Origin of the sequence: Mesorhizobium sp. M5C.F.Cr.IN.023.01.1.1 (assembly GCF_003997585.1) — a bacterium.
Lineage (GTDB): Bacteria > Pseudomonadota > Alphaproteobacteria > Rhizobiales > Rhizobiaceae > Mesorhizobium > Mesorhizobium wenxiniae.
Window position 1 is genome coordinate 13,593 of the sequence record NZ_RZSU01000063.1, and the last position, 25,243, is coordinate 38,835.

At 62.3% G+C, this 25,243-nt stretch carries 34 protein-coding genes; 25 read left to right on the forward strand and 9 right to left on the reverse strand.

From position 1 onward, the window contains the following. The first annotated feature begins 213 nt into the window (after nucleotides 1-213). From EOA78_RS36505 to pdxH, 21 genes are all read left to right on the forward strand, one after another. Complete coding sequence (locus EOA78_RS36505; protein WP_245477666.1) at nucleotides 214-870, forward strand: helix-turn-helix transcriptional regulator; 657 nt, start codon at nucleotides 214-216, stop codon at nucleotides 868-870. Between the two features lie 369 nt (nucleotides 871-1,239). Then, complete coding sequence (locus EOA78_RS22780; RefSeq protein ID WP_127317075.1) at nucleotides 1,240-1,461, forward strand: Arc family DNA-binding protein; 222 nt, start codon at nucleotides 1,240-1,242, stop codon at nucleotides 1,459-1,461. Nucleotides 1,462-1,594: 133 nt separating this feature from the next. After that, a complete protein-coding gene (locus EOA78_RS22785; RefSeq protein WP_127317076.1) occupies nucleotides 1,595-1,825 on the forward strand; it encodes a hypothetical protein in 231 nt (76 codons plus the stop codon). 6 nt (nucleotides 1,826-1,831) lie between these two features. After that, complete coding sequence (locus EOA78_RS22790) at nucleotides 1,832-2,113, forward strand: hypothetical protein (RefSeq protein ID WP_127317077.1); 282 nt, start codon at nucleotides 1,832-1,834, stop codon at nucleotides 2,111-2,113. 38 nt (nucleotides 2,114-2,151) lie between these two features. Beyond that, nucleotides 2,152-2,304, forward strand: coding sequence for a hypothetical protein (locus tag EOA78_RS22795; RefSeq protein WP_164783886.1), 153 nt, complete (start codon nucleotides 2,152-2,154; stop codon nucleotides 2,302-2,304). Continuing rightward, nucleotides 2,301-2,606: a hypothetical protein gene (locus EOA78_RS22800; RefSeq protein WP_127317079.1), complete on the forward strand. Its 306-nt coding sequence runs from the start codon at nucleotides 2,301-2,303 to the stop codon at nucleotides 2,604-2,606. Before EOA78_RS22795 ends, EOA78_RS22800 begins: the two co-directional genes overlap by 4 nt. Continuing rightward, the gene (locus tag EOA78_RS22805) at nucleotides 2,603-2,875 is read left to right on the forward strand and encodes a hypothetical protein (protein WP_127317080.1); all 273 of its coding nucleotides are present in this window, start codon (nucleotides 2,603-2,605) and stop codon (nucleotides 2,873-2,875) included. Before EOA78_RS22800 ends, EOA78_RS22805 begins: the two co-directional genes overlap by 4 nt. Before the next feature lie 69 nt (nucleotides 2,876-2,944). Then, a complete protein-coding gene (locus EOA78_RS22810) occupies nucleotides 2,945-3,322 on the forward strand; it encodes a hypothetical protein (protein WP_164783887.1) in 378 nt (125 codons plus the stop codon). Continuing rightward, nucleotides 3,319-3,615 (forward strand): hypothetical protein, encoded by a 297-nt coding sequence (locus EOA78_RS22815; protein ID WP_127317082.1) that lies wholly within the window; start codon nucleotides 3,319-3,321, stop codon nucleotides 3,613-3,615. Before EOA78_RS22810 ends, EOA78_RS22815 begins: the two co-directional genes overlap by 4 nt. Next, on the forward strand, nucleotides 3,612-4,388 hold the full coding sequence (locus EOA78_RS36510; protein ID WP_206533483.1) for a hypothetical protein: 777 nt from the start codon (nucleotides 3,612-3,614) through the stop codon (nucleotides 4,386-4,388). Before EOA78_RS22815 ends, EOA78_RS36510 begins: the two co-directional genes overlap by 4 nt. Further along, on the forward strand, nucleotides 4,381-5,553 hold the full coding sequence (locus EOA78_RS22825) for a phage Gp37/Gp68 family protein (RefSeq protein ID WP_127317083.1): 1,173 nt from the start codon (nucleotides 4,381-4,383) through the stop codon (nucleotides 5,551-5,553). Before EOA78_RS36510 ends, EOA78_RS22825 begins: the two co-directional genes overlap by 8 nt. Next, nucleotides 5,553-5,942: a hypothetical protein gene (locus EOA78_RS22830; protein ID WP_245477668.1), complete on the forward strand. Its 390-nt coding sequence runs from the start codon at nucleotides 5,553-5,555 to the stop codon at nucleotides 5,940-5,942. Before EOA78_RS22825 ends, EOA78_RS22830 begins: the two co-directional genes overlap by 1 nt. Then, nucleotides 5,942-6,289, forward strand: a complete 348-nt coding sequence (locus tag EOA78_RS22835; protein ID WP_127317084.1) for a DUF4031 domain-containing protein — start codon at nucleotides 5,942-5,944, stop codon at nucleotides 6,287-6,289. Before EOA78_RS22830 ends, EOA78_RS22835 begins: the two co-directional genes overlap by 1 nt. Next, nucleotides 6,282-6,485: a hypothetical protein gene (locus tag EOA78_RS22840; protein ID WP_127317085.1), complete on the forward strand. Its 204-nt coding sequence runs from the start codon at nucleotides 6,282-6,284 to the stop codon at nucleotides 6,483-6,485. Before EOA78_RS22835 ends, EOA78_RS22840 begins: the two co-directional genes overlap by 8 nt. Beyond that, a complete protein-coding gene (locus tag EOA78_RS22845) occupies nucleotides 6,482-6,934 on the forward strand; it encodes an ASCH domain-containing protein (RefSeq protein WP_127317086.1) in 453 nt (150 codons plus the stop codon). The genes EOA78_RS22840 and EOA78_RS22845 overlap by 4 nt, the downstream gene beginning before the upstream one ends. 190 nt (nucleotides 6,935-7,124) lie before the next feature. Further along, a complete protein-coding gene (locus tag EOA78_RS22850; RefSeq protein WP_127317087.1) occupies nucleotides 7,125-7,619 on the forward strand; it encodes a hypothetical protein in 495 nt (164 codons plus the stop codon). Next, nucleotides 7,616-8,380: a hypothetical protein gene (locus tag EOA78_RS22855; protein ID WP_127317088.1), complete on the forward strand. Its 765-nt coding sequence runs from the start codon at nucleotides 7,616-7,618 to the stop codon at nucleotides 8,378-8,380. The genes EOA78_RS22850 and EOA78_RS22855 overlap by 4 nt, the downstream gene beginning before the upstream one ends. Next, nucleotides 8,377-8,952 (forward strand): hypothetical protein, encoded by a 576-nt coding sequence (locus EOA78_RS22860; RefSeq protein WP_127317089.1) that lies wholly within the window; start codon nucleotides 8,377-8,379, stop codon nucleotides 8,950-8,952. The genes EOA78_RS22855 and EOA78_RS22860 overlap by 4 nt, the downstream gene beginning before the upstream one ends. Further along, nucleotides 8,949-9,188: a hypothetical protein gene (locus EOA78_RS22865; protein WP_127207858.1), complete on the forward strand. Its 240-nt coding sequence runs from the start codon at nucleotides 8,949-8,951 to the stop codon at nucleotides 9,186-9,188. The genes EOA78_RS22860 and EOA78_RS22865 overlap by 4 nt, the downstream gene beginning before the upstream one ends. 21 nt (nucleotides 9,189-9,209) lie before the next feature. Then, nucleotides 9,210-10,334: a tyrosine-type recombinase/integrase gene (locus EOA78_RS22870; RefSeq protein WP_245477670.1), complete on the forward strand. Its 1,125-nt coding sequence runs from the start codon at nucleotides 9,210-9,212 to the stop codon at nucleotides 10,332-10,334. 69 nt (nucleotides 10,335-10,403) lie between these two features. Next, complete coding sequence (gene pdxH, locus EOA78_RS22875; RefSeq protein ID WP_127317090.1) at nucleotides 10,404-11,012, forward strand: pyridoxamine 5'-phosphate oxidase; 609 nt, start codon at nucleotides 10,404-10,406, stop codon at nucleotides 11,010-11,012. Between the two features lie 3 nt (nucleotides 11,013-11,015). Here the strand turns inward: pdxH and EOA78_RS22880 are convergent, their stop codons facing one another. Further along, the gene (locus EOA78_RS22880) at nucleotides 11,016-11,768 is read right to left on the reverse strand and encodes a crotonase/enoyl-CoA hydratase family protein (protein ID WP_127317091.1); all 753 of its coding nucleotides are present in this window, start codon (nucleotides 11,766-11,768) and stop codon (nucleotides 11,016-11,018) included. A gap of 53 nt (nucleotides 11,769-11,821) precedes the next feature. Beyond that, nucleotides 11,822-13,591 carry an acyl-CoA dehydrogenase gene (locus tag EOA78_RS22885; protein ID WP_127317092.1) on the reverse strand — a complete coding sequence of 590 codons (1,770 nt, stop codon included), beginning with the start codon at nucleotides 13,589-13,591 and terminating at the stop codon, nucleotides 11,822-11,824. 209 nt (nucleotides 13,592-13,800) lie between these two features. Here EOA78_RS22885 and EOA78_RS22890 point away from each other — a divergent pair, with 209 nt between their 5' ends. Both EOA78_RS22890 and EOA78_RS22895 read left to right on the forward strand, forming a co-directional pair. Beyond that, on the forward strand, nucleotides 13,801-14,037 hold the full coding sequence (locus EOA78_RS22890) for a hypothetical protein (RefSeq protein ID WP_127317093.1): 237 nt from the start codon (nucleotides 13,801-13,803) through the stop codon (nucleotides 14,035-14,037). A 169-nt stretch (nucleotides 14,038-14,206) separates the two neighbouring features. Then, nucleotides 14,207-15,310: a GH25 family lysozyme gene (locus tag EOA78_RS22895; RefSeq protein WP_127317094.1), complete on the forward strand. Its 1,104-nt coding sequence runs from the start codon at nucleotides 14,207-14,209 to the stop codon at nucleotides 15,308-15,310. A 19-nt stretch (nucleotides 15,311-15,329) separates the two neighbouring features. On the opposite strand, the gene purD is transcribed toward EOA78_RS22895, so the two are convergent. Further along, on the reverse strand, nucleotides 15,330-16,607 hold the full coding sequence (gene purD / locus EOA78_RS22900; RefSeq protein ID WP_127317095.1) for a phosphoribosylamine--glycine ligase: 1,278 nt from the start codon (nucleotides 16,605-16,607) through the stop codon (nucleotides 15,330-15,332). Nucleotides 16,608-16,767: 160 nt separating this feature from the next. Here purD and ubiA point away from each other — a divergent pair, with 160 nt between their 5' ends. After that, nucleotides 16,768-17,751, forward strand: coding sequence for a 4-hydroxybenzoate octaprenyltransferase (gene ubiA / locus EOA78_RS22905; RefSeq protein ID WP_127317107.1), 984 nt, complete (start codon nucleotides 16,768-16,770; stop codon nucleotides 17,749-17,751). 179 nt (nucleotides 17,752-17,930) lie between these two features. On the opposite strand, the gene EOA78_RS22910 is transcribed toward ubiA, so the two are convergent. The 3 genes from EOA78_RS22910 to EOA78_RS22920 all read right to left on the reverse strand — a co-directional run bounded on the left by EOA78_RS22910 (nucleotide 17,931) and on the right by EOA78_RS22920 (nucleotide 21,093). Then, nucleotides 17,931-18,497 (reverse strand): DUF6101 family protein, encoded by a 567-nt coding sequence (locus EOA78_RS22910; protein ID WP_127317096.1) that lies wholly within the window; start codon nucleotides 18,495-18,497, stop codon nucleotides 17,931-17,933. Between the two features lie 184 nt (nucleotides 18,498-18,681). Beyond that, entirely contained in the window at nucleotides 18,682-20,112 is a 1,431-nt protein-coding gene (locus tag EOA78_RS22915; RefSeq protein WP_127317097.1) for an FAD-binding oxidoreductase, read from the reverse strand. A gap of 9 nt (nucleotides 20,113-20,121) precedes the next feature. Next, entirely contained in the window at nucleotides 20,122-21,093 is a 972-nt protein-coding gene (locus EOA78_RS22920; RefSeq protein ID WP_164783889.1) for an L-threonylcarbamoyladenylate synthase, read from the reverse strand. A 191-nt stretch (nucleotides 21,094-21,284) separates the two neighbouring features. Between EOA78_RS22920 and EOA78_RS22925 the strand changes: the two genes are divergently transcribed. After that, nucleotides 21,285-21,743, forward strand: a complete 459-nt coding sequence (locus EOA78_RS22925; protein ID WP_127317099.1) for a hypothetical protein — start codon at nucleotides 21,285-21,287, stop codon at nucleotides 21,741-21,743. 70 nt (nucleotides 21,744-21,813) lie between these two features. On the opposite strand, the gene EOA78_RS22930 is transcribed toward EOA78_RS22925, so the two are convergent. From EOA78_RS22930 to EOA78_RS22940, 3 genes are all read right to left on the reverse strand, one after another. After that, nucleotides 21,814-22,167, reverse strand: a complete 354-nt coding sequence (locus tag EOA78_RS22930) for an ATPase (modular protein) (RefSeq protein ID WP_127317100.1) — start codon at nucleotides 22,165-22,167, stop codon at nucleotides 21,814-21,816. Nucleotides 22,168-22,277: 110 nt separating this feature from the next. Further along, nucleotides 22,278-24,752 carry a glycine--tRNA ligase subunit beta gene (gene glyS, locus EOA78_RS22935; protein ID WP_127317101.1) on the reverse strand — a complete coding sequence of 825 codons (2,475 nt, stop codon included), beginning with the start codon at nucleotides 24,750-24,752 and terminating at the stop codon, nucleotides 22,278-22,280. A 92-nt stretch (nucleotides 24,753-24,844) separates the two neighbouring features. After that, nucleotides 24,845-25,243, reverse strand: a 399-nt coding sequence (locus tag EOA78_RS22940) for a DUF559 domain-containing protein (protein WP_245477672.1), incomplete at its 5' end; no start/stop codon positions are given.

Genomic DNA, 25,243 nt, shown 5'->3' on the forward strand with positions numbered 1-25,243 from the left:
CCGATTGGGAAAAAAAGGCGCAGCTTCATGGCCGCACCCCAAAATGGTTACGGCTTAAGGTTACCGATTGGTTTCTGTGGAAAAAAACGGCGCTCGGGCGCATGTGATGAAAATGGACCATGCAGCAACACCGAAGACTAAACGGAAGGCCGGGTTTCATGCGGCTTCCCCGGCGGCTGGAGTCTCAAAGAACCAGGCATCGTTCCATTCGATTTGGCGCTCGATCGCGGCCTTGCGAATGGCCTGCATTTCATCGAGCGAAGGAGCAACGCCGGCTTCCCATCGCGAGACAGTTGCCTGGGTTACGCCAGCCAAAGCGGCGAAGTCGGCTTGCGTGACTCCAAACACCGCGCGGCGAATATGACGGATTGCACTCATAGCGGCGCATATTATGCGCAAACGGATAACTTGCAAGCAGAAAAATATGCGCAAGCGGATTTCTCTTTATCCGCATCACATGGCAGCGTCCTCAACATGACTGTAGAAGAAAAAATTCGGGCAATTCAAAAAGCGACCGGCTGGAAACAGCTGAAGCTGGCCGAGGTGTTCGAGGTCTCTCAATCGACGGTCAATCGGTGGCTATCCGGGTCCGAGCCTGAAGGCCATCGCCGAGACGCAATCAACGCGATCTACAGCCAGTTCGTCGAGAGCGAACCGACAGTCAACGACGACAAGAAGACAATTCGCGGCGAGCAAGAGATCCTGGCCACGCTGCAGCGTATCGACGGTCTTTCAAATACAGATATTGAGGTGGCTTTCGCGGTGATCACCAATGCCTTGAAAGCTAACAAGGCCGGATCAGAACAAGCCGATGCTGATGATCGATCTGAACCCGCCACTCCCCGCCGTGAATCGACGCCATCGCGTTAGCGATTGAGGCGGCGTCCCGTTCGATCCGCTTGGCCGGGTCCATCGGCCAGATGCCGCACGCCATGTCCCGCAACCTTTGCAGCGTTTCCTCGCTCCGCGTCTTTTCGCGCGTGCTGTACTGGATCATCTCTCTATTCCCGAACCGACCGCACCCAAAATAGGAACGATTTCCTGCCTGCGTGTCAACAACGATTCAACTCGCAGGGTGTCCCAATTTGGGTCGTACAACCATTGGGGTTCGATTAACAGATTACATCAACCTGTAACAATGCCTTGTGGATAATGGGGACAAGTGTCCCACCCGTGGGGCATTGGTACCAGTCACGGGACGATTCCAGAGACTTAAGGTTTCCGCCATAAGTCGGGATCATGCCACAGTCCGACAATCCCAGCTTTCACCTTCGCCTGACGCCAGCCCTTCGCAAGCGCATCCGGCTCGCTGCCGTCGAGAACGAGCGCAGTATCAACGCAGAGATATCTGCACGGCTGGAAAGATCATTTTCGCTCGACGAAGAGGATCGAGCCAAGGCCGTCAAGTTGCTGACCGAAGCTATCCTGGTCCTTGATAAAGCACGACATCAGCAGCCTTGAGGCTACGCTTCCGCTCCAGGGGCTATGCGTTTGCGCAGCTAAAGCATTATCCGTTTGCGCATTTTCGTGATTGACTAATATCCGTTTGCGCATATTATCCCCTCCGTTCGCAATCCCGCGATGGAGGCAAATCATGATCTCATTCCAGCAGCCGCCGGCATTGGCGCCGGTGTCGGCCGCCATCCTGTCCCAGAGCATCGTCGACCGGATGGCCGACAAGATGCTGGAAATGGGCATGAACGGCACCGCCGTCACCAAGGAATCGCTGTTCGAGCATTCCGACTTCACGCTTGAAGAGATCGACAAGCATGGCCCCGAGGCGTCGAACCTCGCCCGCGCGCGCGCCGTCCGTCAGTTGGGCTGACGGGCGATGTTCGAACCGCTTTCACCCCGCAATGAACTGATTTCCGAGTGCGAAGGCCTTGGCCTTGACGGCAGGGCACCGAACAATTGGCGCGACACCTATTCGGACGCGCAATTGCGCGCTGCAATCGTCTGGCTGGACGAGATCGGCACGGTCGCCGATCAGTTGATCGCTGCCGCAGCTACGTCGCCGGAGATGGAAGCGTCGATCACCCACCAACTCGCAGGTGGACGCAAGCCGTCTGAGATCCTCGCTGATCTTGAGCGCGCACCCGGAGCGCTAGGCTGATGGCGCACCGAAACAAAAAGCTTGAACGCGCCGTTCGCATGCTTCGCGAGATGCATGAACTAGGATTCACAGTTGATCTCATAGCCGAGATCGCGATGACGGGCCGAGAGGCCCGCACCCGGTCGGCGGAAGATCGCGAGATCATCAAAAGCGTTTACCTCGACGCGCTGCCGCCGGAGCTGCGGCAATGAGCGAGCTCCGGCATTGCCGATCCTTCATCGGCGGCAGAAGCCTTCCCAAAATCCTTTCACCACGAGGAGCAACGCTGATGCCGATGTTCCGCATTCACTTCGCCGACGGCACGAAATTGTCGGTCGATGCCAATACCGCGATCGACGCCAGGAAGAAGGCCGAGCGGCAGAGGCCCGGCAAAATCTCGAAGGTGAAGCTCGCCGCCGGCGACGACAAATACCCGCCGACGGCGCTGGCCTTTGCGACCTGCTTCATGTTCGCGCTGATGTTCTGCACGGCATGGATGGGGATACCGGCATGACCGCGCGCGACGCCATCGACCGCCTGAACCGCAGCCGTTCGCAGATCCGAGGCGAGTTGCCCGACCGCGCGCCGCTCGACCACATCGAGCGCATGTTCGATACGAAGCAGCCGCAAAAGGACTGTTGCCTCTGCCACCACTTCCCCGGCTGCCTGTGCGGGAACGAGTGCATTGATACCGAAAGCCCGTCCGCCCGCAGGGTGCAGATCATCCTGATGCTTGCCACCGCCCTGATCGGCATCGGCCTGCTCTACGTGGGGCTGCGCTGATGGCGAACGGTATGCGCCCCTGTTTCCTTTCGCCCGGCCAGGAACGCGAGTTCGAGATGCTCGTAGGATATGCGCGAGGCGGCATTTCGTCATGCGGCGAAGAACATGCCCGTTTTGCTTTGGAAGGTTTGGTCCCGCTCACGCACGACATCAGCGCGATTATCCGCTGCGCAAAAGCCGATCTGGAGGCAACCGTCCATGGCTGACTCCGATCTGCACAACCTGCTTTCCGGCCGCTTCGTTCGCGAGGTGATCGGACCGGCCGTGAAAAGCGGCGCAACCGATGCCGAGCTGATGGTCCTCTTCGAATCCGTCCAGTTCGGCATGATGGAAATCCTGCACCGTCACTACGCGATGGATCCTGCCACCGCCGTGAGCCTGTGCGAGGGAAGCCTGCATAGCGCCATCGAGCGCTTTGCCGGCGCCAGGAACATCGCGGGGCAATGATGGCGACGCGCGACGAGAAGCTCGTATTCGCCGTCTCCCCTGCCGGGCAGGGCGATGGCGTTCCAATCCTGCTGGTCGGCGTCCCGAAAGGCGCATGGGAATACATGAAGGACGGCAAGACGCACCACTTCGACCTGACCAAGGCAGGTGTGCCAGTGAAGCTAATGTTCTTCGGCGCCGAGAGCCACGCCGCGGCGATGAAGGTCATCGACGACGCCATGAAGGCGAGCGGGACCGCCTATCTCGACGAGCGCCGCACCGACTTCGCCATCAAGCCCAGGGGAACGTCATGAATGAAGATCAAATCAAGAAGATGGTTGACCGCTTCCTGACGTGGCGGTTGCCAGAAGACTTCAACCCTGACGCAGGCATCAGTTTTAAGAAGACTTTCAACGAGCACACTCCTTTCCCGATGAAGCATGAGCCGACCGGGACCAACCTGTTCGATGCGATGCAGGCCACTGCGATGGTGCGGCACATGGTTGAGGGGCTTCCCGCCCACTCCACCCCGCTAGCCGCTCAAGAGACGCGCCAAGTTGCTTGGCTGATCGAGCACAAAGGCTACGCCGGATCCACGCTGCCGCACTGGTATGCCGAGAATGAAGACGCCATCGCCGTGCACGCCGCGCTAGCAATGGATCCTGGCGTGGCGAGGAGTTGGCACTGGTGGACGCCAACCGCGTCGGAGGCAAAGCGCTTCGCCTCTATGGCCGAAGCGGAGGCGTTCCCGCCTTACCAGATGATCGCCAGCGATCCAGCGATCAGCATCACCGAACATGTGTTTATCGCCTCTCCGGCTCCCGACAAGTACGCGGTGACGGAGGCGATGGTCGAGATCGCAGCGAAAGCGATGGACGATGCCGAGTTTGGGTTCTCGCTGAGGTTGACGCGTCTTGTCGATGGCGTTTCGACCTATGAGCTGACCTATTCTGACGGCTCCCCGCAACTGGAATTCGAGGACACGGACCAAGCCTATGAGCACGTCGCTCAACGCAAGCGGCTAACTCAGGCTCGTGCCGCCCTCACCGCCGCCGTTGGCGCTGGATCGGGGGCGGAACATGGCTGACAAATCCGCCATCGAATGGACCGACGCGACGTGGAATCCGATCGTCGGTTGCTCCGTCCTGACGCCTGGCTGCACCCATTGCTATGCCATGGGCATGGCCGCCCGCATCGAGGCCATGACAGCCTCGCTGCAGGCTAAGGGCCAGACCGGCGCCCCGCACTACAACGGCACCACGCGCAAGGTGAACGGCAAAGCGGTCTGGACCGGCAAGCTCGCCATGGCACCGGATCACATCCTGACCGAACCGCTGACCTGGCGCACGCCGCGCCGCATCTTCGTCAACTCCATGGGCGACCTGTTTCACGAGGATGTGCCCGACGAATGGATCGACAAGGTCTTCGCCGTCATGGCGCTGGCCCCGCAGCACACCTTCCAGGTGCTGACCAAGCGCGCAAAGCGCATGCGGGAGTATTTCGAGAAGATCGACACCGAACTCCGCGCGGCTGGCGAGCAAGGTTATACCCCGAGGCGGCTCGACCCGATCGCGTGCGACATCACGCGATCGCCATGCACTGCCGGCTGGATGGAGGAGCAGGATTGGCCTCTCCCCAACGTCTGGCTTGGCGTCTCAGCCGAGCGGCAGCAGGAGGCAGACGAACGGATCCCGCATCTGCTGATGACGCCGGCTGCGATTCGCTTCGTCTCAGCTGAACCGCTTCTAGGGCCGATCGACTTCACATCGATTTGCTGGCGAGACGACGACGCCGATATTCGGGCCAATTCGCTGACGGCGGAGGCTTGGGTCGAGAACAGCGATAGCGCCTCGGCCTATTCGAATAATTGTGACGGCGTGACCGGGCTGGACTGGATCATCGTCGGCGGCGAGAGCGGCCGCGGCGCCCGGCCGATGCATCCCGCATGGGCGCGCTCGATCCGCGACCAATGCGCCGCTGCCGGGACGGCATTCTTTTTTAAACAGTGGGGCGAGTGGGCACCACAAATCGGCGCTGTCGACGGGTGGACGCTCGACGACAATCCGGAAATCAGCCGATTCGAACACCGTAAATGGGAAGATGGGCGCTGGAGTGAGCCCTTCTGGCCCATGTGGTGCGATTGGCAGGACGGCAATTACGACGAGGAACAATGCGTCTCGCGGATCGGTAAGAAACGGGCTGGCCGCCAGCTCGATGATGTCGAGCACAACGCCATGCCGGAGGCTCGCTGATGGGCACGGCAACCTCTAAATGCTATCGCTGCCACGGCGCTGGCATGCAGTCGGGCGGCAATATCTGCCAGATATGCCACGGCACAGGCATCATCTCCCCGTTGCCGCTCAAGCCTCGCCAGCCTGCAACCGCACCGGAGCGCATCGTCGCGGTTGCCGTCCGCTTCAAGGGCCTGACCGTCACCTTGCCGGCGCCGGCCCGGCACGGCGATGTGCTGCATCCGCTGCATGACTTCACCGGCTGCGTGCTCGGCGGCGAGGATCAGGGCTTCCTGACCAGCACCGGCCGCTTCGTCGATCGCAAGCATGCTGTCGATATCGCCAGGGCTGCCGGTCAGATCGAGACGCCGCGCTGGCCGCCCGACCTCTATTCGGAGGATCTCTGGTGATGGCCATCTACGTCGACAACATGCGCGCCGCCTTTGGCCGGATGAAAATGTGCCACATGATCGCCGACAGCACCGGCGAGCTGCTGTCCATGGCCGACAGAATCGGCGTCGACCGCAAATGGCTCCAGAAGGCCGGCACGCCCCATGAGCATTTCGACATAGCGCTCTCCAAGCGCGCATTGGCGCTATCCGCCGGTGCCGTCGAAGTCTCCAGGATGGAACTCGGCCGCATTATCCGGAGGCGACGCGAGCCACGGCGGTGCGAAACGAATTTCGTCGGCGGCATGGGCGAATGCCTGGCCTGCGATGCTGATCAGGGTGAAACCTGCCGGGGCGAACATGATTGAAAAGCACTCCGGCCTCCAGCAGATCGTCTGCGAATGCGGCATCTCCCAGCGCCGCACCTATCAGGCCGACGAGTTCGACGTGATGATTTCCGATGCTCGGTCGGAAGGCTTCGTCATCGCCAAGGTCGCCGGCGAGTGGCAGCACACCTGCCAGGATTGTTCGCGCCCCGCCCGATCGCAAAGGAAGTTGCTGTGATCGAACTCCCCGACCTCGCCCTATCCGTCCGCCAGCCTTGGTCCTGGGCGATCCTTCACGGCAAGGATATCGAAAACCGCGATTGGTCCACCAAGATCCGGGGCCGGGTCTGCCTGCATGCATCGAAGGGCATGACCCGTGACGAATACGAAGACTGCCTCGCTACCATCCATGCGATCAGCCGTTCGCGCCCCTTCCCGCCAGGTCTGACCCTGCCGGCATTCGACGAACTGCCGCGCGGCGGAATCGTCGGCACCGTCGAGATCACCGGATGCGTCGCCGACAGCGACAGCCCGTGGTTTTTCGGCCGCTACGGCTTCGTGCTGCGCAATGCCGAGCAGCTCGACGAATTCATTCCAGTCAAAGGCGCGCTTGGCTTTTTCAGGTGGCGCGACAACCTCGCTGCGCCGAAAGCCGCTGCAGCGCCGCGGCAAGGCAGCCTGCTATGATAACCTCGAAAGAACTACTGGAACGAGCCGCCGCTGATGAGCGTGTTCAAGCGGCTGTCCGTGTCGTAGGTCGCGACCGCTTCCCGCCTGTACCCAAATGCCCTGCCGGCGAATGTCTCTGTACGGATGTGACATTAGGCAACGTGTTCATGGTCTATCGCTGCACTCGCTGCGGCTTTGAGGAATGGCTATGACCGGCCCAAAGCGCATTAAGCTGTCGCGCCGCAAGGGCTGGCGTATCTGGACCAAGGTAGACAAGATCAGGGCGAAGCAAGCCGCCAAGCCGGTCGGGTCAGCGCTGCCTGTTGCCCTCGCCCCTGCCCAGGCAGTGCCGGGAGATATGGTGGAGGCGCTGGCGTTGATCAACTCGGCGCGGGCTCTGCGCAACGCTGATATGTGGAGCGCTGAAGCCAAAACCCTCGAAACACAAGCCGCCGCCATCATCGAGACAGCGCTCGCCGCTGAGAAGGAAAGCCAGCCTATCGGGCCAAACTACTGGCCGGATGAGCTGAGAAGCGCTGCCGGGCGCCTCGCCGCCCTCGCCCCTGCCGCCCAGGCAGTGCAGGAGGCTGAGCTTTGCAGTGACTGTCCTCGTGTAGAACACTCAACGGATGAGACACGGTGCACTCCATGCCCTCGCCGCGCCACCCGCTTTTCGCCCACAGCATCAAGGGGTAGACCATGACGCGTGAAACGTTCGATAGCCGGATAAAGCGGCTAACCGATGAAGCGATCAAAGACACCGGAGTCGTGATCGCTGCGGCAATGAGCAAGGTCTATGGCCAGACCGATGAATTCGCGTGGCTGGTTGAGGCATTCGGCGGACAGCGCGACCGTTATCTTGCCGGCTTTCATCCTGCCTACATGGGGCAAGGCTTTGCATGGATGCCTACTTGGACGGCGGACCACGCGCAAGCGCTGCGTTTCGCCCGCGAGAATGACGCCAAGAAAATCGCCGAAGTCATGGACGCGCCTGGCAAATGCCGTGCCGTCGAACATAGATGGATGGCCGCGCGCCAGACCCGCGAAGCCCTCGCTCTCGAAGTCCAGGCAGTGCCGGGGGATATGGTGCCCTTCGGCCTTGATGCGGAGAGCATTGAGACTTTCAGGTTCAACAGCCTTAAGCCACAAGAAATTGCCGGAGATGCGCGCACACAGGCAAAGCGCATTCGAGAGTTGCTGCACTGGTTCGCCCGTTTGCAACGCGGATCGGCCAACCCGAAATGGACCAAGGCGCACGCGATGGAGTTGGCGTATTACATCGCCACCACCGACGACCGCGCATCCATCGATATCGCTCAAATCGAAAAGGATGCTTGGCTCAAGGGCGTAAAAGCAACGCACGACGAGCGCGGCATGATGCTTCGACTTGGTATGATCACAAAGGCTGAGTTTGACGCCGCCCTCGCCGGTCAAGTCTCTCCCGCAAGTGGGAGGCGGGGATGATAGACAAATTCTGCACTTGTGCGAATACCATTACCTCTGATCCGTGCATCGTTTGCGGCAAGCCGAAGCTCGTGACAAAAGAATGGATGCAGAAAAGAGCTTCACTCGAAGGTGATAGCGAAATCGGTGCCGGGATGACCACCGAAGCAACACCCGCTCCCCCTGCTATGGAAGCCGAGGCGGTGGCTTGGCTCGGCGGTGACAATGAACAGATTTGCGATGCGACTGCAATGCGTCAATGGGAGGCGTCCCTCAAGCGCCCCGATCTTGCCGAGAAAGACCGTGTTCGCGGCGCACTGGAGGCCTTTAAGCGGCAGGCTATCGCGCTCCAAATGCTCGCCTCCCCTCCCAAGCCTGACAAAGGAGTGGTGGAGGCTTTGCGGTCGTTGGTGGCGATGCGGGGGAGTATCGAGGCGGATGTATCCTCAGCCCATAACAATCGAGGAAACGGCGCTTCCGAATGGATGCGCGAGGACGACAGGGACTTCCGCCGCGAGCTGCGTACGGCGTTTGATGCAGCCGATGCCGCCCTCGCCGGTCAAGTCTCTCCCGCAAGTGGGAGGCAGGGATGACGCGATCTGATCCTATCGCATATCCGCCGCGCGGGCTGTCCCGAGACGAAGCGGCGCGCTACATCGGCGTCGGCGCAACCAAATTTGACGAAATGGTCAAGGACGGCCGGATGCCGAAGCCGAAGCGCCTGGACGGGCGGACCGTGTGGGACCGCGTCGCAGTCGACCTCGCCTTTACCGATATCCCCGAAGATGGCCACAGAAATTTCTTCGACGGCCTCTATTCGGTGAAATAGCCGGCGCGCTATGGTCCCGCCATGAAGCATCCCGACTACCCCGGCGTTTCCGACATGACGACGCGTCATGGCAAGGTGCGCTGGCGCCTGCGCAGAAGCGGCAAGAAGGACGTGATGCTGCCGGGCGAGCCGCACACTGCGGAGTTCGACGAAGCCTACCAGAACGCCGTCCTTGGACGGCCAGCGCCCGTTGTGCAGATGCCGGGCAGCGCCAGCCCGCGAAGCCTCAAAGCCGCATACCGTCTGCTGAAGAAGACCGATGAATGGCTTGCGCTCGATGACAAGAGCAGCACCCGCTACCAGCAGACGATCGAGCGCATCCTGTCAATGCCGGCCGGCGGCAAGGCGATGCTCGGTGATGGCCCCGTGGAGGATCTGAAGCGCTCCCATGTTAAGTCAATCCTGTCCGCCTTCCGCGACACACCGCACATGGAACGCATCGTTCTGATCTGCCTTCGCAAACTGATCATGGTGGCGATCGACGAGGAATGGATCGAGGTCGATCCAACCTACAAGATGACGCGGAACCCGCAGACCGATGGCCACAAAGCGTGGCCGCTCGAGATTATGGCGAAATACGAGGCCAGATGGGAAGTCGGCACACGGCAGCGCACCGCCTACGCCCTGGCGCTTTGGCTCGGCAACCGCGTGAGCGACATCACCCGGCTTCGCTGGGTTCACCAAACAAAGAAGCACATTGCGGCCGACGGGGAGATTCACACCGTCGACGGATTCGAGTTCGTCCAGTTCAAGGGGCGGAAGCGCGGCAAGAAACTGTTCCTGCCAATGACGCCAATGCTCGATCGCGAACTCGCACCGCTGTCGAGAGATACCGAGACAGTGCTGGTCTCATCGCGGGGCGGCGCATACACGGACGGCTCTCTCAGCACGCGCATGGCCGACTGGTGCAGGGACGCCGGGATCGAGCCAGGGTACACGATGCACGGCCTGCGCAAGGCCCTTGGCGTAAAGCTGGCCGAGGCAGACGCATCGACGCGACAGTTGATGGAGATGCTCGGCCACAAGAACATTGCCTATGCCGAGCTCTACAGCCGGGAAGCCTCGCAGACCAGGCTTGCGGTGAAGGCCATGGAGAAGGTAACGAAGATCGAGGAAGCCCGGAGCAGCCGAAAATTTCGGTCGTGAAATGACCGATGGAAACCTGTTCTGGAAACCTTTTGGAAACCTGTTTCTAAGCCATTGGAATTGTTCAATATGCAAGAAGCAAGCGGTGACTTTACCGAGGCTGCCGAGCCATTCCGCCTGTTTGCCGCATGGCTCGACGACGCGACGAAAAGTGAGATCAACGATCCCAACGGCGTGGCGCTGGCGACCGTCGATGCCGAGGGCATGCCGAATGTGCGGATGGTGCTGCTCAAGGGGTTCGATGAAAACGGATTTGTGTTCTATACGAATTTCGAGAGCGCCAAAGGCCGCGAGATTCTTGGCAGCATGAAGGCGGCGATGTGCTTTCATTGGAAATCGTTGCGCCGGCAGGTGCGCGCGCGCGGGCCGGTGGAGATCGTTACCGAGGCGGAAGCGGACGCCTATTATGCGACGCGTCCGCGCGGCAGCCGCATCGGCGCATGGGCGTCGAAACAGTCGCGGCCACTGGAGAGCCGCTTCGCACTGGAAAAAGCCGTTGCCGAATACACGGCGCGCCATGCGATCGGCGAGATCCCACGACCGAAACACTGGTCGGGCTTCCGTATCGTGCCGCAGACGATCGAGTTCTGGCACGACCGGCCTTTCCGGCTGCACGACCGCCTCGTCTTTTCCCGTAACGCCGAGGGCGGCTGGGACAAGACAAGGCTTTATCCCTGACACTCAGGCTTTCTTCCGCGTCATGAAGGCTGTCAGCGCGGCGCGGGCCTCGTCGGATTTCAGGCGCTCGCGGAAATGCTCGCTTTCCTGGCCGATGCGGGCAACAAGGTCTTCACGCGAGCCGCGCATCAGGTCACGCGCGATCTTCAGCGCTTGCGGCGGCTTGGCCGCGATTTGACTGGCCGCTGCCAGGACGGAGGCTTCGAGCTCGTTCTCCTCGACCACCGCGTAGATCAGTCCGGCAGCTTTCGCCCGCTCGGCAGAAAAACCTTCGCCGAGGCCAAGCAGCGCGAAGGCGGCTTGCCGGCCGAGAATCTGCGGCGCAAGCAGGCTCGACCCCGCCTCGGGGACCAAACCGAGATCGACGAAGGGCGTGCGGAACATTGTGCGCGGCGTGGCGAAGGTCAGGTCGCAATGCAGGTTGAGCGTGGTGCCGATGCCAACCGCGATGCCATCGACGCCGGAAACCATGGGCTTTTCCGTCCTGGCCAGTGCCATCAGGAAATCCCAGACCTCGGTGCCGCCCTCGCCGCCGGTGGCGACGACCATGAAATCGGCAAGGTCGTTGCCGGACGAGAAGGCGCCTGAAACACCGAAGAAGACATGGACGCGGATCGCCGGATCGGCGTCGCCCTCGGCAAGCGCCGCCGACATTTTCGCATACATGGCGCGCGTCAGCGCGTTCTTCTTGTCCGGACGGTTCATGCGGATGATCTGGATGGCGCCCTGGCGCTCGACGAGGATGTGGTCTGTCACGGGTGATCCTTTGTGAACGTCAGCCTTTTCGTGAAACGGCAACCTTGTGGATGTCAGGCGGAAATCAGTGTCTTGCCGGCAGCGGTAAGGCTTTCGGCGCCGCCGATGACGCGCTCCTTCAGCGCGCCCGCCTCGCCAAGCAGGTTTTCGGCGAAGAAACGGCAAAGGGCGACGCGGCTTTGGTCGGCAAGCGCGCCGCGTGCGAGATAGGCGCCGCCCGCCGCAAGCGAGATCAGCCGCAGATACGGCGTCGCACCGGCCAGCGCCTCGTCCGAGCGCACGTCGGCAAGCAGCCCTTGCAGGAAACGCGTCGCCTGGCCGAGGTCGTCGAGCGCCTGGTCGAGACCATCGGCGGTGCGGCCAAAACCTTGAAAATTTGAGGTCCGCACTTGATTGGCGATGGCTTTCAGTTCGGCGATGTAGCCATGCACATGCTCGCCACTGCCAAGCGGTAGCTTGCGCGTCACCAGGTCGATCGCCTGGATGCCATTGGTGCCTTCGTAGATAGGCGCGATGCGCGCGTCGCGATAAAGTGCTGCCGCACCCGTCTCCTCGATGAAACCCATGCCGCCATGCACCTGCAGCCCGAGCGAGGCGACCTCGACGCCGACATCGGTGGAAAAGGCCTTGGCCAGTGGCGTCAACAGATTGGCACGCTCCTGCCAGTGGGCGGCTTCATCGCCACTGGATATCCGCGCGTTGTCGATGGCATGCGCACAGGAATAGCTGATGGCGCGTGCAATCTGGGTCAGCGCCTTCATGGTCAGGAGGTTGCGCTGCACGTCCGGGTGATGGACGATCGGCGCCATGCCGTTGCCATTATAGTTCGCGGCCTTACCTTGCCGGCGGTCATTGGCGTAGGCGAGCGCCTTCTGCGTGGCCGTTTCGGCGACCGCCACGCCCTGCATGCCGACGGCGAGCCGCGCATTGTTCATCATAGTGAACATGCAGGCGAGGCCCTTGTTTTCCTCGCCGATCAGCCAGCCGATCGCGCCGGGCGCCATCCCTTCGAAACCATCGCCATAGATCATGGTGCAGGTCGGCGAGGCGTGGATGCCCAATTTATGCTCCAGCCCGGAGCAGAAGACATCGTTGCGCGCGCCCAGCGCGCCATCGTCGCCGACAAGAAATTTCGGCACCAGGAACAACGAAAGGCCACGTGTGCCGGCCGGCGCGTCCGGCAGCCGCGCCAGCACCAGATGGACGATGTTGTCGGTGAAATCGTGCTCGCCATAGGTGATGAAGATCTTTTGCCCGAAGATGCGGTAGGTGCCGTCGCCAGCCGGCTCGGCGCGGGCGCGCAACGCATTCAGGTCCGAGCCCGCCTGTGGCTCGGTCAGGTTCATCGTGCCCATCCATTCGCCGGAGACGAGCTTTTTCAAGTATTTGGCCTTCAGCGCCGATGAGGCGTGCTTGTCGAGCGCCTCGACCGCGCCCATGGTCAACGTCGGGCCGATGCCGAAGGCCATCGCGGCGGAGTTCCACATTTCGAGCGCGGCGACGCCCAGCATGGTCGGCAGCGCCTGGCCGCCGAATTCCTCCGGTGCCGACAGCGCGTTCCAGCCGCCGTCGATCCAGCGGCGATAAAGTCCCTTCCAGCCAGGCGGCATGGTGACGGCCGCACCCTTTAGCACCGCGCCTTGTTCATCGCCGATCTTGTAGAGCGGCGCGACCTCCTCTGTGGCGAAGCGGCCGGCTTCCGCCAGAATGGCGTCGACGATGTCTTCGTCGAGGTCGCCAAAGGTGCCGGCGTCAAGCGCCGGCCTCAGGCCGGCGACATGCTTCAGCGTGAAGGCGATTTCCTCGACCGGTGCCCGGTACATGCTGCTCGCTCCTCCTCTGTCCGGCAGGGCAACTTAAAATCCGTGCCAACACAAAACCATCTGCTTTTTGGGTCACCTCTCCCACCTTCTTTTTACGTAAACGTCAAATTTTGTCACGCGGATTTTGCAATTGGAGCTGTTCAAGCTAAAATCGGCAAAGCCGGACAGCTCGACCGGCGACAGATCAAGAATACCGGATCGGACCGCCCGTGCTCGCCAGACCTGACGCGTATCGCTGCATCGAATGCGGCCTGCCCTATCGAGCGGCAGGTTTTCGGCACTATCGGGGCAAGATCGAGGACGGCGCCGCCTATTGGTCGGATCGCGGCACGCTGTGTTCGCCGCAGTGCTCGCTGGCCTATAACCGCAAACGCGAGGCCGAGGGAACGCTGCCGCAAGCGCCGGTGCCCGACCCGCTCCAGACCCAGCCGCTCTCCCGCCGTTGATGACCAGCAAAGCCACCACCGGCAGAATTGCGGCATTCGCCGCGGGCGGCCGAAAGCATTTCCTTAACCATGGCGGTTCAGGATTAGGCTTTGGCCAGCAAGGATCTGCTGTTTGAAGCCGCCGGCGCATCCTCTTCGCCGTCTAGGGCCCCTCGTCGTCGCGGCTGCGATGACAATGGCGTCGGGGCCGGCAAAAGCCTCGGATTTCTCCGAGCCGTGGAAGGATGCCAACCGGGCGCTGGTGATCGACGCCTACGAATACAATTCCATCGATTGGGCTGGACTTGCGACCGACAAGCGGATCGTCGGTTTCATCAACAAGGCGTCCGACGGGATGCCGCCAGCCTATTTCTGTTTCGGCGACGAGACCGAGACGCGGCTCTGTAAGGCGTTGTGGAAGCGCCATGCGGTGGCACAGGAACTGTTCCAGACGCGCAAGGTGGTGGCCAAGGCGCTCGGCCTGAAATGGGGCGCTTACCATCTCGCCCGCCCCGGCAACCCCGTGGGACAGGCCAATAATTTCATCAACTTCGCGAAACCTGGTCCGGATGACCTGCTCGCCCTCGACATCGAGGATGACGACCCCACGAAATGGATGTCGCTCGAGGATGCAGAGGAATTCGTCCGCCATGTGCATCGGCGGCTGGGCCGCTTTCCGGTGCTCTACACCAACGGCAAGACCGCCAGGCACATCGCCGACAACAAGTACAAATACCGGCTCCTGTCGCGGCTGCCGCTCTGGTATGCGCGCTACAAGCCGGACATCGGCGTGCATTTTCCGATGGGCAACTGGCAAGGCTACGCACTCTGGCAGTTCTCGGCAAAAGCCAATTGCGGCCGGTTCCGCTGTCCTTACCGGGTGGCCGGCACGCCGAACGATATCGACGTCAATGTCGCACCGATGGATGCCGCCACATTGCGCGCGCAATGGCCTTTCGGCGGCCTGATCGACGTGCAGCCGGATTACCTTGCCTCGATACCGGTGCCTCTCTCGCGCGAGGCCGGCCTTGCGGGCAATGCCATCACCTACGCCGTGGTGGCACCACCGACCTTCACCGAAATGACCGCCATGTTCAGCGCCCGCTGGGCCAATTTCCGCAGCAGCTTTCAAATGCCTGCTGTGAAGACGTTGCTGCGCCTTCCGCGCGGGATTGCCGAATATGTGGCCTGGACGCGGAACGAAAAGCACTCGGCATCAGCGGTTGAAGCCATGCCCGCCGCCGGCGATCCGGTCAGCACCGCATCAACCGAGTTCGACCATCGCCAGCGCTGAAAGTTGAAGCCGTTCGGCGTCAGCGCGCCTGCTCGCGCGCGACGGCCTGCCAGCCGATGTCGCGGCGGCAAAAACCTTGCGGCCAATCGATCCGGTCGAGGGCGGCATAGGCTCGTCTCTGCGCCTCGCCGACCGTGCCGTCGACAGCCGTGACGTCGAGCACACGGCCGCCATTGGCGATCAGCGCGCCGCTGTTGATGGCGGTGCCGGCGTGAAAGATCTCGACGCCATCGCCCGCGGCCTCTTCGACGCCGCGGATGACCGAGCCCTTTTCCGGCGTGCCGGGGTAACCCCTTGCCGCCATCACCACGGTGAGCGCCGCCTCGTCGCGCCAGCGCACGGAGGTATGTGCAAGCTGGCCGTCGGCAGAAGCGTTGAGCAGGACCAGGAGATCGTCCTTCAGCCGCATCATCAGCACCTGGCATTCCGGGTCGCCGAAACGGGTGTTGTACTCGATCAGCTTCGGCCCCTCGCCTGATATCATCAGCCCGGCAAACAGCACGCCGGAAAACGGTGCGCCAAGTTCGGCCATTCCGCGCATGGTCGGCTCGACGATCTCGCGCATGGTCCGGTCGATCATCTCCGGCGTCATCACCGGAGCCGGCGAATAAGCCCCCATACCGCCGGTGTTCGGGCCGATGTCGCCGTCACTGAGGCGCTTGTGATCCTGTGCGGTGCCGAACGGCAACGCCGTGGCGCCGTCGCACAGGCAAAAGAAACTCGCCTCCTCGCCGGTGAGAAACTCCTCGACCACCACCTCGGCGCCGGCCTGTCCGAAGGACCCGTCGAAACAGGCATCGAGTGCGGCCAGCGCCTCGGCCAACGTCATGGCGACGGTGACGCCCTTGCCGGCGGCGAGGCCGTCGACCTTGATGACGATCGGCGCGCCCATCTTTTCTACATAGGCCCTGGCCGACGCCAAGTCGCCGAAGCGGCCATAGGCGGCGGTAGGGATTTCGTATTTCGCGCAGAGGTCCTTGGTGAAGCCTTTCGAGCCTTCCAGCCGCGCCGCCGCCCGGGATGGGCCGAAGACGCGAATGTTCGCGGCGCGGAGGTCGTCGGCAATGCCGGCAACCAGCGGCCCTTCCGGCCCGACCACGACGAGGTCGATGTTTTTCTCCGAGCAGAACCGGGCCACCGCCGCATGATCGGCAATGTCTAACGTCACCAGCTCGGCTTCGTGGCCGATGCCCGGATTGCCGGGGGCCGCGTAAAGCTTCGTCAGCAGCGGCGAGGCCGCGATCTTCCAGGCCAGCGCATGCTCGCGGCCGCCGGAGCCGATCAACAAAACACGCATGCCCAGATCCCTTGCCATTCCACGATCAGGACTGCGCTATTGCGCCCCGGACGATGGGTCAAGACATTTGGGAGAGTTTGAAGCAATTCCGCACGGGAACGAGAATGGGTCGGCCTGCTTGATGCTTGACGGCGTGCGCCTCTGCTGCCACTCCAGCACGATGGAACCCATCCAATCGAAAGCTGCCCAGGGCCGCGTCGCCGATGCGCCGAGCGGCCACTGGGTCTACCGCATTCTGCCGCGCTGGCTGTGGCCCTATGCGCAGCTTGCCCGGTGGGACCGGCCGATCGGCTGGCAGTTGCTGCTGTGGCCGTGCTGGTGGTCGGCAGCCCTTGCCGCGAGTGCCTATTCACGCCCTACCGATCCGCTGCTCTCGCTGCTGCCGACACCTTTGTACCTGCTGCTGTTCCTGATTGGCGCCATCGCCATGCGCGGCGCCGGCTGCACCTATAACGATCTGGTCGACCAGGACATCGACAACCAGGTGGAACGTACGCGCTCACGGCCGCTGCCGGCGGGAAAGGCCACACGCCGGCAGGCCTGGGCGTTTCTCGCTATCCAGGCACTGATTGGACTCGCTGTGCTCCTGCAGTTCAACAGCTTCGCCATCCTGCTCGGCATCTGCTCGCTCGCCATCGTCGCTGTCTACCCATTCATGAAGCGGGTAACCAACTGGCCGCAACTGGTTCTCGGCCTTGCCTTTTCCTGGGGTGCGCTGATGGGATGGGCGGTCGAATTCGGCGATCTCGACGGCCCGCCCGTCATGCTCTATATCGGCTCGATCCTCTGGGTGATCGGCTACGACACGATCTATGCGCATCAGGACAAGGAAGACGACGCCATCGTCGGCGTGCGCTCAACCGCACGCCTGTTCGGCGACAACACCAAGACCTGGCTCGTCGGGCTTTATAGCGGGGCGCTGGTCTGCTTCGCCATCGCCTTCGCGTCGGCGCAGGCGCCCGTGCCGGCGCTGGCCGGACTGGTCGCCGCCGGAGCGCATATGGCGCGGCAAATCGCAGTGCTGGACATCGACGATCCGGACCAGTGCATGCTCTTGTTCAGATCGAACAACCAGGTCGGCTGGCTGATCTTCCTCGGCCTGATCGGCGGCGCGCTGTGGGTGGCGCTCAAGCCGCTGGTGTAGGGCCCGTTCCCTTCTCCCCTTCTTGTGGGAGAAGGTGGATTGGCGCGCAGCGCCAAGACGGTTGAGGGGTGTTGGAAGAAATTGAGGCGTTCGCGTTTCCTGGAACACCCCTCATCCGACCTCGCTTCGCGAGGCCACCTTCTCCCACAAGAAGGGGAGAAGGAAGAGGCGCATGTGGACTACTCGCGCGAAATGATCTCCTGGCCGCCAATGACCAGCCTGAGGCCGAGGTCGCCGGCCCTGCGACGGGCGAGGAAGCGCGGACGGCGCGTGGTCGAAACCCGACCCTTGCGGCGATCCTGCGCCGGCAATGTCTTGATGGCGGCGCCAAGCGATTCCTCCAGCGTGCGGGCGATGCCGTCCGATTCAATCAGAAGCATCGGCAAACGGTAGGCATCGGCCCAGGCACGCCAGTCGGCGGCGACATCCTCGAGATCGTCGGCCACCAGCAGCGGCACCGACAGCATCGGATCATTGTGCAGAAGTTCGAGCGTCACCGTGACATTGCCATCCGGATCCTCCATCGCGCGGGCGGCCACGCCACGAAACGCGTTGGCGGGCAGAGCGATGAACGCCGGCACGCCGCTCATCTCCAGCATGCGGCGAATGACGGCGCCACGGTGGTCGATGGTGAAGGTAACGTCGCCATAATCGTCGCGCGTGGCGTAGCTCACCACCTGCGGCAGGCGGAATGGGTCGAGGCGCATGTTGCGCCCGGCCCAGACTGGCTTCAGTCCAGTGTTCATATTGTGCCTTTCCTGTCTCTCCTGAGAGCCGGTTTTCCGGTTCTCCGGGCCGGTTTTTCCAGCCTCGTTGTGGGGAAACATTAGCGCGGGCTTCTTATCGCAGCGCTTAAGAAAGTCGGTTAAATTTTGCTGATCTCGAGGGGATGGTTATCGGAATACGACCAGGCACAAGACGGCGAAAGAATCAGATAACCTTACCGGGATTCATGATGCCGGCCGGATCGAAGGCCGTCTTCACCTTGCGCATCAAATCGATCGCCATCGGCGGCGCTGTCGCGATCAATTCATCCCGCTTCAACTGGCCGATGCCGTGCTCTGCCGAGATCGAGCCGTGGAAGCTGCGCACGACATCGTGCACGGCCTTGTTCATGGCGTGATAGAGCCCGAGAAACGCTTCGTCATCGCCGCCAACCGGCCGGGAGATATTGTAGTGAAGATTGCCGTCGCCCATGTGGCCGAAACACACCTCGCGCGCACCGGGGCTGACCGATTGAACGGCGCCGGCCGCCTTTTCGATGAATTGCGGGATAGCTGCCACCGGCACCGAGATGTCGTGCTTGATCGAGGCGCCTTCGGGCTTCTGCGCCTCGGGCAGCACCTCGCGGAAATTCCAGAAGGCATCGCCCTGCGCGATGCTCGCCGCAATCACTGCATCGCCGACGATCCCCTGCTCGAGGCCGGCTGAGAGCACCTCCTCGATCAGGGCTCTCGCATCCTCCGCCGAGCGCCCCGACGAGATCTGCATCAGCACATACCACGGCCAATCCCCGGACAGCGGCCGCACGACGCTTGGCGCGTGCAGAAGCGTAAAATCGTAGGGCCTCTGGCCGATCAGTTCGAAAGCGGTGAGTGCAGCGCCGGCGCGATCCATCGCCAGGCTGAACAGGGACAGTGCCGCCTCCGGCGAGGACAGGCCGGCAAAGGCCACCTCGCGCCCCTTGGGCTTGGGGAAAAGCTTGAGCACGGCGGCGGTGATGACGCCGAGCGTGCCTTCAGCGCCGACAAACAGGTTCTTCAGATCGTAGCCGGTGTTGTCCTTCTTCAGCTTGCGCAGATCGTCGAACACCTCGCCGGTCGGCAGCACGACTTCGACGCCGAGGCAGAGCTCACGCGCATTGCCATAGGCAAGCACGCCGGTGCCACCGGCATTGGAAGAGAGATTGCCGCCGATCTGGCAGGAGCCCTGCGCGGCAAGCGACAGCGGAAACAGCCGGTCGGCGGCGTCGGCCGCTTCCTGCAGCGTCTGCAGGATGACACCGGCCTCGACGGTGACGGTGTTGGAGAGGAGGTCGATCTCACGGATGCGGTTCAGCCGCGACAGCGACAGCACGATCTCGCGGCCGGACATATCCGGGACCTGCGCGCCGACCAGCCCGGTGTTGCCGCTTTGCGGCACGACCGGCGTTCCCGTCTCGGTCGCCAGCCGCATGATGCGGCTAACCTCGTCGACGCTGCCCGGCCTCAGCACCAGCGCCGTTCGGCCATGCCAAAGGCCGCGCCTTTCTATGAGATAAGGCGCGATATCCTGCTGGTCCCGAAGCGCGTATTTGTCGCCGACGATTGCCGCAAAACGGTCGATGAGGGCGAGGTCGATATCCTGGGATATGTCATTCATAGGTGGAAACTATGGTGCCCAATCGATCTTGTCACGAGGGGCGGCAGCGCGCGAAAGCCGGTCGTTGATCGCCTCGCCCAGCCCGTCGAACGGAATCGGCTCGACGGCGATTGTCTTGGCGCCGCTGCGATCGAGATCCTGCATGTGGGCAAAGAGGTTGGCCGCGGCTTCGCGCAGGTCGCCGGTCTCCGACAGGTTGCGCAAAGCGGCAGCACCTTGCCAGCCTTCGGCACGGCGCGGGCCGAACGCCAGCAAGGCTTCGCCCTTTGCGACTTTTGCGGCGTTGACCCGCACCGCAGCACCCGGCGCGTAATGCGAGGCGAGCATGCCCGGCGCCTCGATGCCCGTCGCACCGCGCGACAGCGTCGTGCCGGCGACCGCTTCAATCTCCTCGGCGGCAATGCCTCCCGGTCGCAGCAGCCGCAGCTTTCCACCCTCGATCTTGACGATCGTCGATTCGAGCCCGACGGACGTTGCGCCGCCATCGACCACCAGCTTGATTTTTGCACCGAGATCGGCCGCCACTGCCTCGGCTGTCGTGGCGCTGATCTTGCCTGAGGAATTGGCGCTGGGCGCCGCAAGCGGGCGGCGGAGCCTGGTGATCAGTTCGCCGCCAAAGCCTTTCGGCATGCGCAGCGCGATCGTATCGAGCTCGGCGGTGACCAGCGGATGAATGCCGTTGCCGGGCCGCTGCGGCAGCACCATCGTCAGCGGTCCCGGCCAGAATGTCTGCGCCAGTCTTTTCGACAGGGAATCGAACAGCGCGATGTGCTCGGCCATCGCCAGATCGGCAACATGGGCGATCAGCGGGTTGAAGCGCGGCCGGCCCTTGACCTCGAAGATGCGCGCCACGCCGACACCATTGGTGGCGTCGGCGGCCAGCCCGTACACGGTTTCCGTCGGAATGGCGACGACATCGCCGCCTTCGAGCAGTGCCAGCGCCCGCTCCATCGCCTCGCCGGCGGCAAGTATCTCAGCCACTCTCATCACCTTACAGAAGCAGGACCTCACAGATGTGGGACCTCACAGATGTGGGTGCGTAATACGGTGACGTTTATGGGGCAAGTCCGGGCGTTAGCGAATTACCAAATCGCTAAAATGCTAGCTTTCCTCGCAAGCCCGCATCAATTCCGGGACGGTATGTTGCCTGCTTGTTGGGCAGGGAATCTATCATGGTCTGGATGCGTATTCTGGGAGCGCTTGGTCTCACTCTGGCGGCGGGCGGAGCACACGCTTCGTCCTTCGTTGTTCTCGGTGCACCATCCTCGACGCCGTCCGTCGTCAAGCTCGGCGCGCCTGAACCGGTGAAGGTGGCTGGGAGCTCCTCGACGCCATCGATCGTGGCGCTCGGCGAACCAGTGCCTGATGTCACCTATGAAAAAGTTGCTGCGATCCCGAGCCAGCCCAAGCCCAAGCATGAAGTAATGCAAAGCCCGATGATCATTCGCGGCGGCATCGTCGGCGACGCCTTCGCAAAGCCGGCCCCGAGCGGCGCACCTGCCGCGACAACCGCTGCCGCAGCACCTGGGGCGGCCACCAGATCCGACAAAAAGATAACGGCATCGAACAGCCCGCCTGAGCCGGCAACGCCGCAACCAACGCCCATTCCCGAGATCGACCAGGCCAGATAGCCGTCCGAGGCCAGGACGACGCTCGCCCGCCGCCTGGCTCACTGAGTAAAATGTCGCCGCCTGAAAAAACCTAGGCCGCGACCTCTTCGTCCGCGTCGGTGGCGTCCGACTCTTCCTCTTCGTCGGTGTCCTCTTCGTCAGCGTCCGACGCTTCGGCCTTCACGCCGTCGTCTTCGTCTTCCTGGTCGTCGACATCTTCTTCGTCTTCCTCGTCCTCATCCGAGAGGCTGGCGGCTTTGTCGTCTTCTGCGCCTTTCCCGGCCGTCGCTTCGCTTTCGTCGTCGTCACCGTCCTCATCATCATCAGACAGATCGGCAGCTTCGATCGCGGCAGCGGCGGCCTCATCGAGGGTTGTTTCGGAAACGGGCTCAAGCGCCTCGGCGGCGGTTTCTTCTGTCACTTCGATGTCGCGAGCGGAATTCATGGAGCCTCCGTGGGGTTGGGGAACATGTTCCTTGTGCCACGCGGAGATCATTGTCATATGACTGTAAGCCGGCTCGAATCGGCTATTGGGAAAGAAATATTTCCCAAGCCTCAGCCGGCGATTTTCGAGAAATCCGCAACCTGGTCGGTCGCTGCCCGGATGCGTGCCAACAGTGCGAGGCGGTTGGCACGCACGGCCCGGTCCTCATCATTCACGAGAACGCGTTCAAAGAATGAATCAACCGGTTCACGCAACGCGCTAAGCGCCAGCATGGCGGCGGAAAAGTCTTCGTATTGAATCGCTTCGCCGGCTTCTCTCTCGGCCTGATTCACCGCGGCAAACAGCGCTTTCTCGGCCTCTTCCCTGAACAGAGCCGGCTCAACACGTTCGGCAATCGTCGTTTTCTTCTTCTCCTCGGCGGCCAGAATGTTGGCCGCACGCTTGGTGCCGGCAAGCAGGTTCCTGCCGTCCTCAGTGTCGAGGAAGGAGCCAAGTGCTTGGACGCGGCGGACGATTTGCAGGAGGTCGTCGTTCGGCGATTGGCCAATCTCCCCCCTTGACGGGGAGATGCCCGGCAGGGCAGAGGGGGGCGCGACAGGATGAGAGGTTGGCGGGACAGCGCCCCCCTCTGTCGGCTTCGCCGACATCTCCCCCTCAAGAGGGGAAATTGGGCGCGAGCCCGCTGACAATACCGCGTCAATCAGATCGTGCCGCGCACCCTGGTCGCGGAGATAGACCGTCAGGCGGTCGTGGAAGAAGGCGAGGAGATCGGCGCTAAAGGGCCGTCCGGACGCGAGATAGTTCGCCATCTGGTAAGCGCGGTCGAAGAGAGATGTCAGCGCAAGCCGGACACGATTCTCAACCAAAATCCTCACCACGCCCAGCGCCGCTCTTCTCAGCGCATAGGGATCCTTCGACCCCGTCGGCTTTTCGTCAATCGCCCAGAACCCGACGAGCGTATCGAGCTTGTCGGCGAGCGCGACGGCCACCGACACTGGATCTGTCGGTACGCGGTCGGATGGACCTTGCGGCTTGTAGTGTTCCTCAATTGCGGTGGCGACCGAGGGATGCTCGCCTTGCAGCAGCGCGTATTTGCGGCCCATAGCGCCCTGCAATTCGGGGAATTCTCCGACCACCTCGGTGGTGAGATCGGCCTTGGCCAACACCGCGGCGCGCCATGCGAGTGCGGGAATCTTCCCCCTTGAGGGGGAGATGTCGCCGAAGGCGACAGAAGGGGTCGGTACGCCCTGACGCAACGCTCTATCGCGGACAGAGGATGCCGGTGCTTCACGCGGGGCGACCCCCTCTGGCCTGCCGTCTTTGCCACCACTTGGCATCTCCCCCTCAAGGGGGGAGATTGAAATCGCTACGATCGGCGCCAACTCCTCAGCAAGCCGTGCAATCCGCTCCACCCGCTCGCCTTGGGTGCCGAGTTTGGCATGGAAGGTGACGCCGAGATGGTCGAGGCGGGCTATGCGCTGATCGAGCGGCTTTTTGAGATCGAGCCCGAACTTTTCCGCCGATGCCTGCAACTGGTCGAGATCAGGCAGGTCGCTCTGGTCGGTCTTCCAGAAATAGAGCGCGTCGGACAGCCGCGCGCGCACCACCTTGCCGTTGCCGTAGGCGATCTCCTTGCCGCCATCCTTGGCCTCGATATTGGCGGTCAGGATGAAGCGGTTGGAAAGCTCTTCACCGACGCCCTGCGGCCGCGTGACAAAGCACTTCTGGTTGGCGCGGATGGTCAGCCGGATCACCTCGGCCGGAATGGCGAGAAAGTCCTGCTCGAATTCGCCCATCAGCACGACAGGCCATTCAACCAGGCCTGACACTTCCTCGAGCAGCCCCTCGTCCTCGACCAGGTCGAGCCCGTTGGCGAAAGCGAGATTCCTGGCGTCGGAAAGGATGATCTGCTTGCGCCGGTCGGCGTCGAGCACGACCTTCGCCGCCTCCAGCTTGGCGGCATAGTCGTCGAAACGGCGCACGATGATTGTGCCCGGCGCGTGAAAACGGTGGCCATAGGTGACGTTGCCCGAGCGGATGCCATCGATCTCGAAATCGACGACCACCGGCTCCTCGGTTTCCGGGCCGAAGGTGCAGAGGATGGATTGCAGCGGCCGCACCCAGCGCAAGGATCCGGGTTTCGCCGAGGCCGGCCCCCAGCGCATCGATTTCGGCCATGGAAAATCGCGGATGACGCCTGGAACCAACTCGGCGATGATTGCTTCCGCCACCCGGCCCGGCTTCGCAATATGGGCGACATAGAAGTCTCCCTTCTTCGGATCGGAATGGATATGCGACTCGGCGATCGAGGAGAGACCGGCCTTGCGCAGAAAACCCTGCACCGCCTGTTCGGGAGCCTTGGTCGAGGGCCCCTTGATCTCCTCGCTGATGTCCTTCGAGCGCGCGGTCACGCCGCGAATGTCGAGCGCCAACCGGCGCGGCGTCCAATATTCGCGCGCCGCCTCATAGGTCAGCCCGGCCTCGACCAACCCGTCCGTCATCATCTTCCTGAGGTCGCCTGCAGCCTTCCGCTGCATGCGAGCGGGAATTTCCTCGGAGCGAAGTTCTAGAAGCAGGTCGGGCATAAATTAGCTCCTCACCCTCCCCTTGATGGGGAGGGTCGGCGCGTCAGCGCCGGGGTGGGGTGGCGGCGTCTCGGTCACCAGCGCCCTCTGCGTTATCTCTCGGGGCGAAGGTGTGATTTCCGTTCTTCCACCGCCGCATAGATCGTATCAAGCACGGAATCCAGTTCGTTTTTTACTTCATGGTTCCAGAAGCGGATGACGCGATAACCTTGGCTCTCGAACCATTTCGTTCGAGCCTCGTCGTGGCGCTGCTGGTCATCAAAACCGTGTTGGGCACCGTCGACCTCGATGATCAATTTCAGCCGATGGGACATGAAGTCCGGAAAGTAAATCCCGACCGATGCTTGTTTACGGAAGTGCGTACCGTCCACCGGGATTCGCCAGAGATGCCGCCACAATATGCGTTCCTCATCGGTCATTGCCGCCCGAAGCCGTCGCGCAGACTGCAGCTTGAACCGGTCAAGCTTCGGCATTGGCAAATCGCCCCGGCA

What these genes read in the sequence shown, in the direction of transcription:
- EOA78_RS22780 (WP_127317075.1), top strand. Translation starts at nt 1,240, where the DNA reads ATGCCACAGTCCGACAATCCCAGCTTTCACCTTCGCCTGACGCCAGCC.
- EOA78_RS22785 (WP_127317076.1), top strand. Translation starts at nt 1,595, where the DNA reads ATGATCTCATTCCAGCAGCCGCCGGCATTGGCGCCGGTGTCGGCCGCC.
- EOA78_RS22790 (WP_127317077.1), top strand. Translation starts at nt 1,832, where the DNA reads ATGTTCGAACCGCTTTCACCCCGCAATGAACTGATTTCCGAGTGCGAA.
- EOA78_RS22795 (WP_164783886.1), top strand. Translation starts at nt 2,152, where the DNA reads ATGCTTCGCGAGATGCATGAACTAGGATTCACAGTTGATCTCATAGCC.
- EOA78_RS22800 (WP_127317079.1), top strand. Translation starts at nt 2,301, where the DNA reads ATGAGCGAGCTCCGGCATTGCCGATCCTTCATCGGCGGCAGAAGCCTT.
- EOA78_RS22805 (WP_127317080.1), top strand. Translation starts at nt 2,603, where the DNA reads ATGACCGCGCGCGACGCCATCGACCGCCTGAACCGCAGCCGTTCGCAG.
- EOA78_RS22810 (WP_164783887.1), top strand. Translation starts at nt 2,945, where the DNA reads ATGCGCGAGGCGGCATTTCGTCATGCGGCGAAGAACATGCCCGTTTTG.
- EOA78_RS22815 (WP_127317082.1), top strand. Translation starts at nt 3,319, where the DNA reads ATGATGGCGACGCGCGACGAGAAGCTCGTATTCGCCGTCTCCCCTGCC.
- EOA78_RS36510 (WP_206533483.1), top strand. Translation starts at nt 3,612, where the DNA reads ATGAATGAAGATCAAATCAAGAAGATGGTTGACCGCTTCCTGACGTGG.
- EOA78_RS22825 (WP_127317083.1), top strand. Translation starts at nt 4,381, where the DNA reads ATGGCTGACAAATCCGCCATCGAATGGACCGACGCGACGTGGAATCCG.
- EOA78_RS22830 (WP_245477668.1), top strand. Translation starts at nt 5,553, where the DNA reads ATGGGCACGGCAACCTCTAAATGCTATCGCTGCCACGGCGCTGGCATG.
- EOA78_RS22835 (WP_127317084.1), top strand. Translation starts at nt 5,942, where the DNA reads ATGGCCATCTACGTCGACAACATGCGCGCCGCCTTTGGCCGGATGAAA.
- EOA78_RS22840 (WP_127317085.1), top strand. Translation starts at nt 6,282, where the DNA reads ATGATTGAAAAGCACTCCGGCCTCCAGCAGATCGTCTGCGAATGCGGC.
- EOA78_RS22850 (WP_127317087.1), top strand. Translation starts at nt 7,125, where the DNA reads ATGACCGGCCCAAAGCGCATTAAGCTGTCGCGCCGCAAGGGCTGGCGT.
- EOA78_RS22855 (WP_127317088.1), top strand. Translation starts at nt 7,616, where the DNA reads ATGACGCGTGAAACGTTCGATAGCCGGATAAAGCGGCTAACCGATGAA.
- EOA78_RS22860 (WP_127317089.1), top strand. Translation starts at nt 8,377, where the DNA reads ATGATAGACAAATTCTGCACTTGTGCGAATACCATTACCTCTGATCCG.
- EOA78_RS22865 (WP_127207858.1), top strand. Translation starts at nt 8,949, where the DNA reads ATGACGCGATCTGATCCTATCGCATATCCGCCGCGCGGGCTGTCCCGA.
- EOA78_RS22870 (WP_245477670.1), top strand. Translation starts at nt 9,210, where the DNA reads ATGAAGCATCCCGACTACCCCGGCGTTTCCGACATGACGACGCGTCAT.
- pdxH (WP_127317090.1), top strand. Translation starts at nt 10,404, where the DNA reads ATGCAAGAAGCAAGCGGTGACTTTACCGAGGCTGCCGAGCCATTCCGC.
- EOA78_RS22885 (WP_127317092.1), bottom strand. Translation starts at nt 13,591, where the DNA reads ATGTACCGGGCACCGGTCGAGGAAATCGCCTTCACGCTGAAGCATGTC.
- EOA78_RS22895 (WP_127317094.1), top strand. Translation starts at nt 14,207, where the DNA reads ATGACAATGGCGTCGGGGCCGGCAAAAGCCTCGGATTTCTCCGAGCCG.
- purD (WP_127317095.1), bottom strand. Translation starts at nt 16,607, where the DNA reads ATGCGTGTTTTGTTGATCGGCTCCGGCGGCCGCGAGCATGCGCTGGCC.
- ubiA (WP_127317107.1), top strand. Translation starts at nt 16,768, where the DNA reads ATGGAACCCATCCAATCGAAAGCTGCCCAGGGCCGCGTCGCCGATGCG.
- EOA78_RS22910 (WP_127317096.1), bottom strand. Translation starts at nt 18,497, where the DNA reads ATGAACACTGGACTGAAGCCAGTCTGGGCCGGGCGCAACATGCGCCTC.
- EOA78_RS22915 (WP_127317097.1), bottom strand. Translation starts at nt 20,112, where the DNA reads ATGAATGACATATCCCAGGATATCGACCTCGCCCTCATCGACCGTTTT.
- EOA78_RS22925 (WP_127317099.1), top strand. Translation starts at nt 21,285, where the DNA reads ATGGTCTGGATGCGTATTCTGGGAGCGCTTGGTCTCACTCTGGCGGCG.
- EOA78_RS22930 (WP_127317100.1), bottom strand. Translation starts at nt 22,167, where the DNA reads ATGAATTCCGCTCGCGACATCGAAGTGACAGAAGAAACCGCCGCCGAG.
- glyS (WP_127317101.1), bottom strand. Translation starts at nt 24,752, where the DNA reads ATGCCCGACCTGCTTCTAGAACTTCGCTCCGAGGAAATTCCCGCTCGC.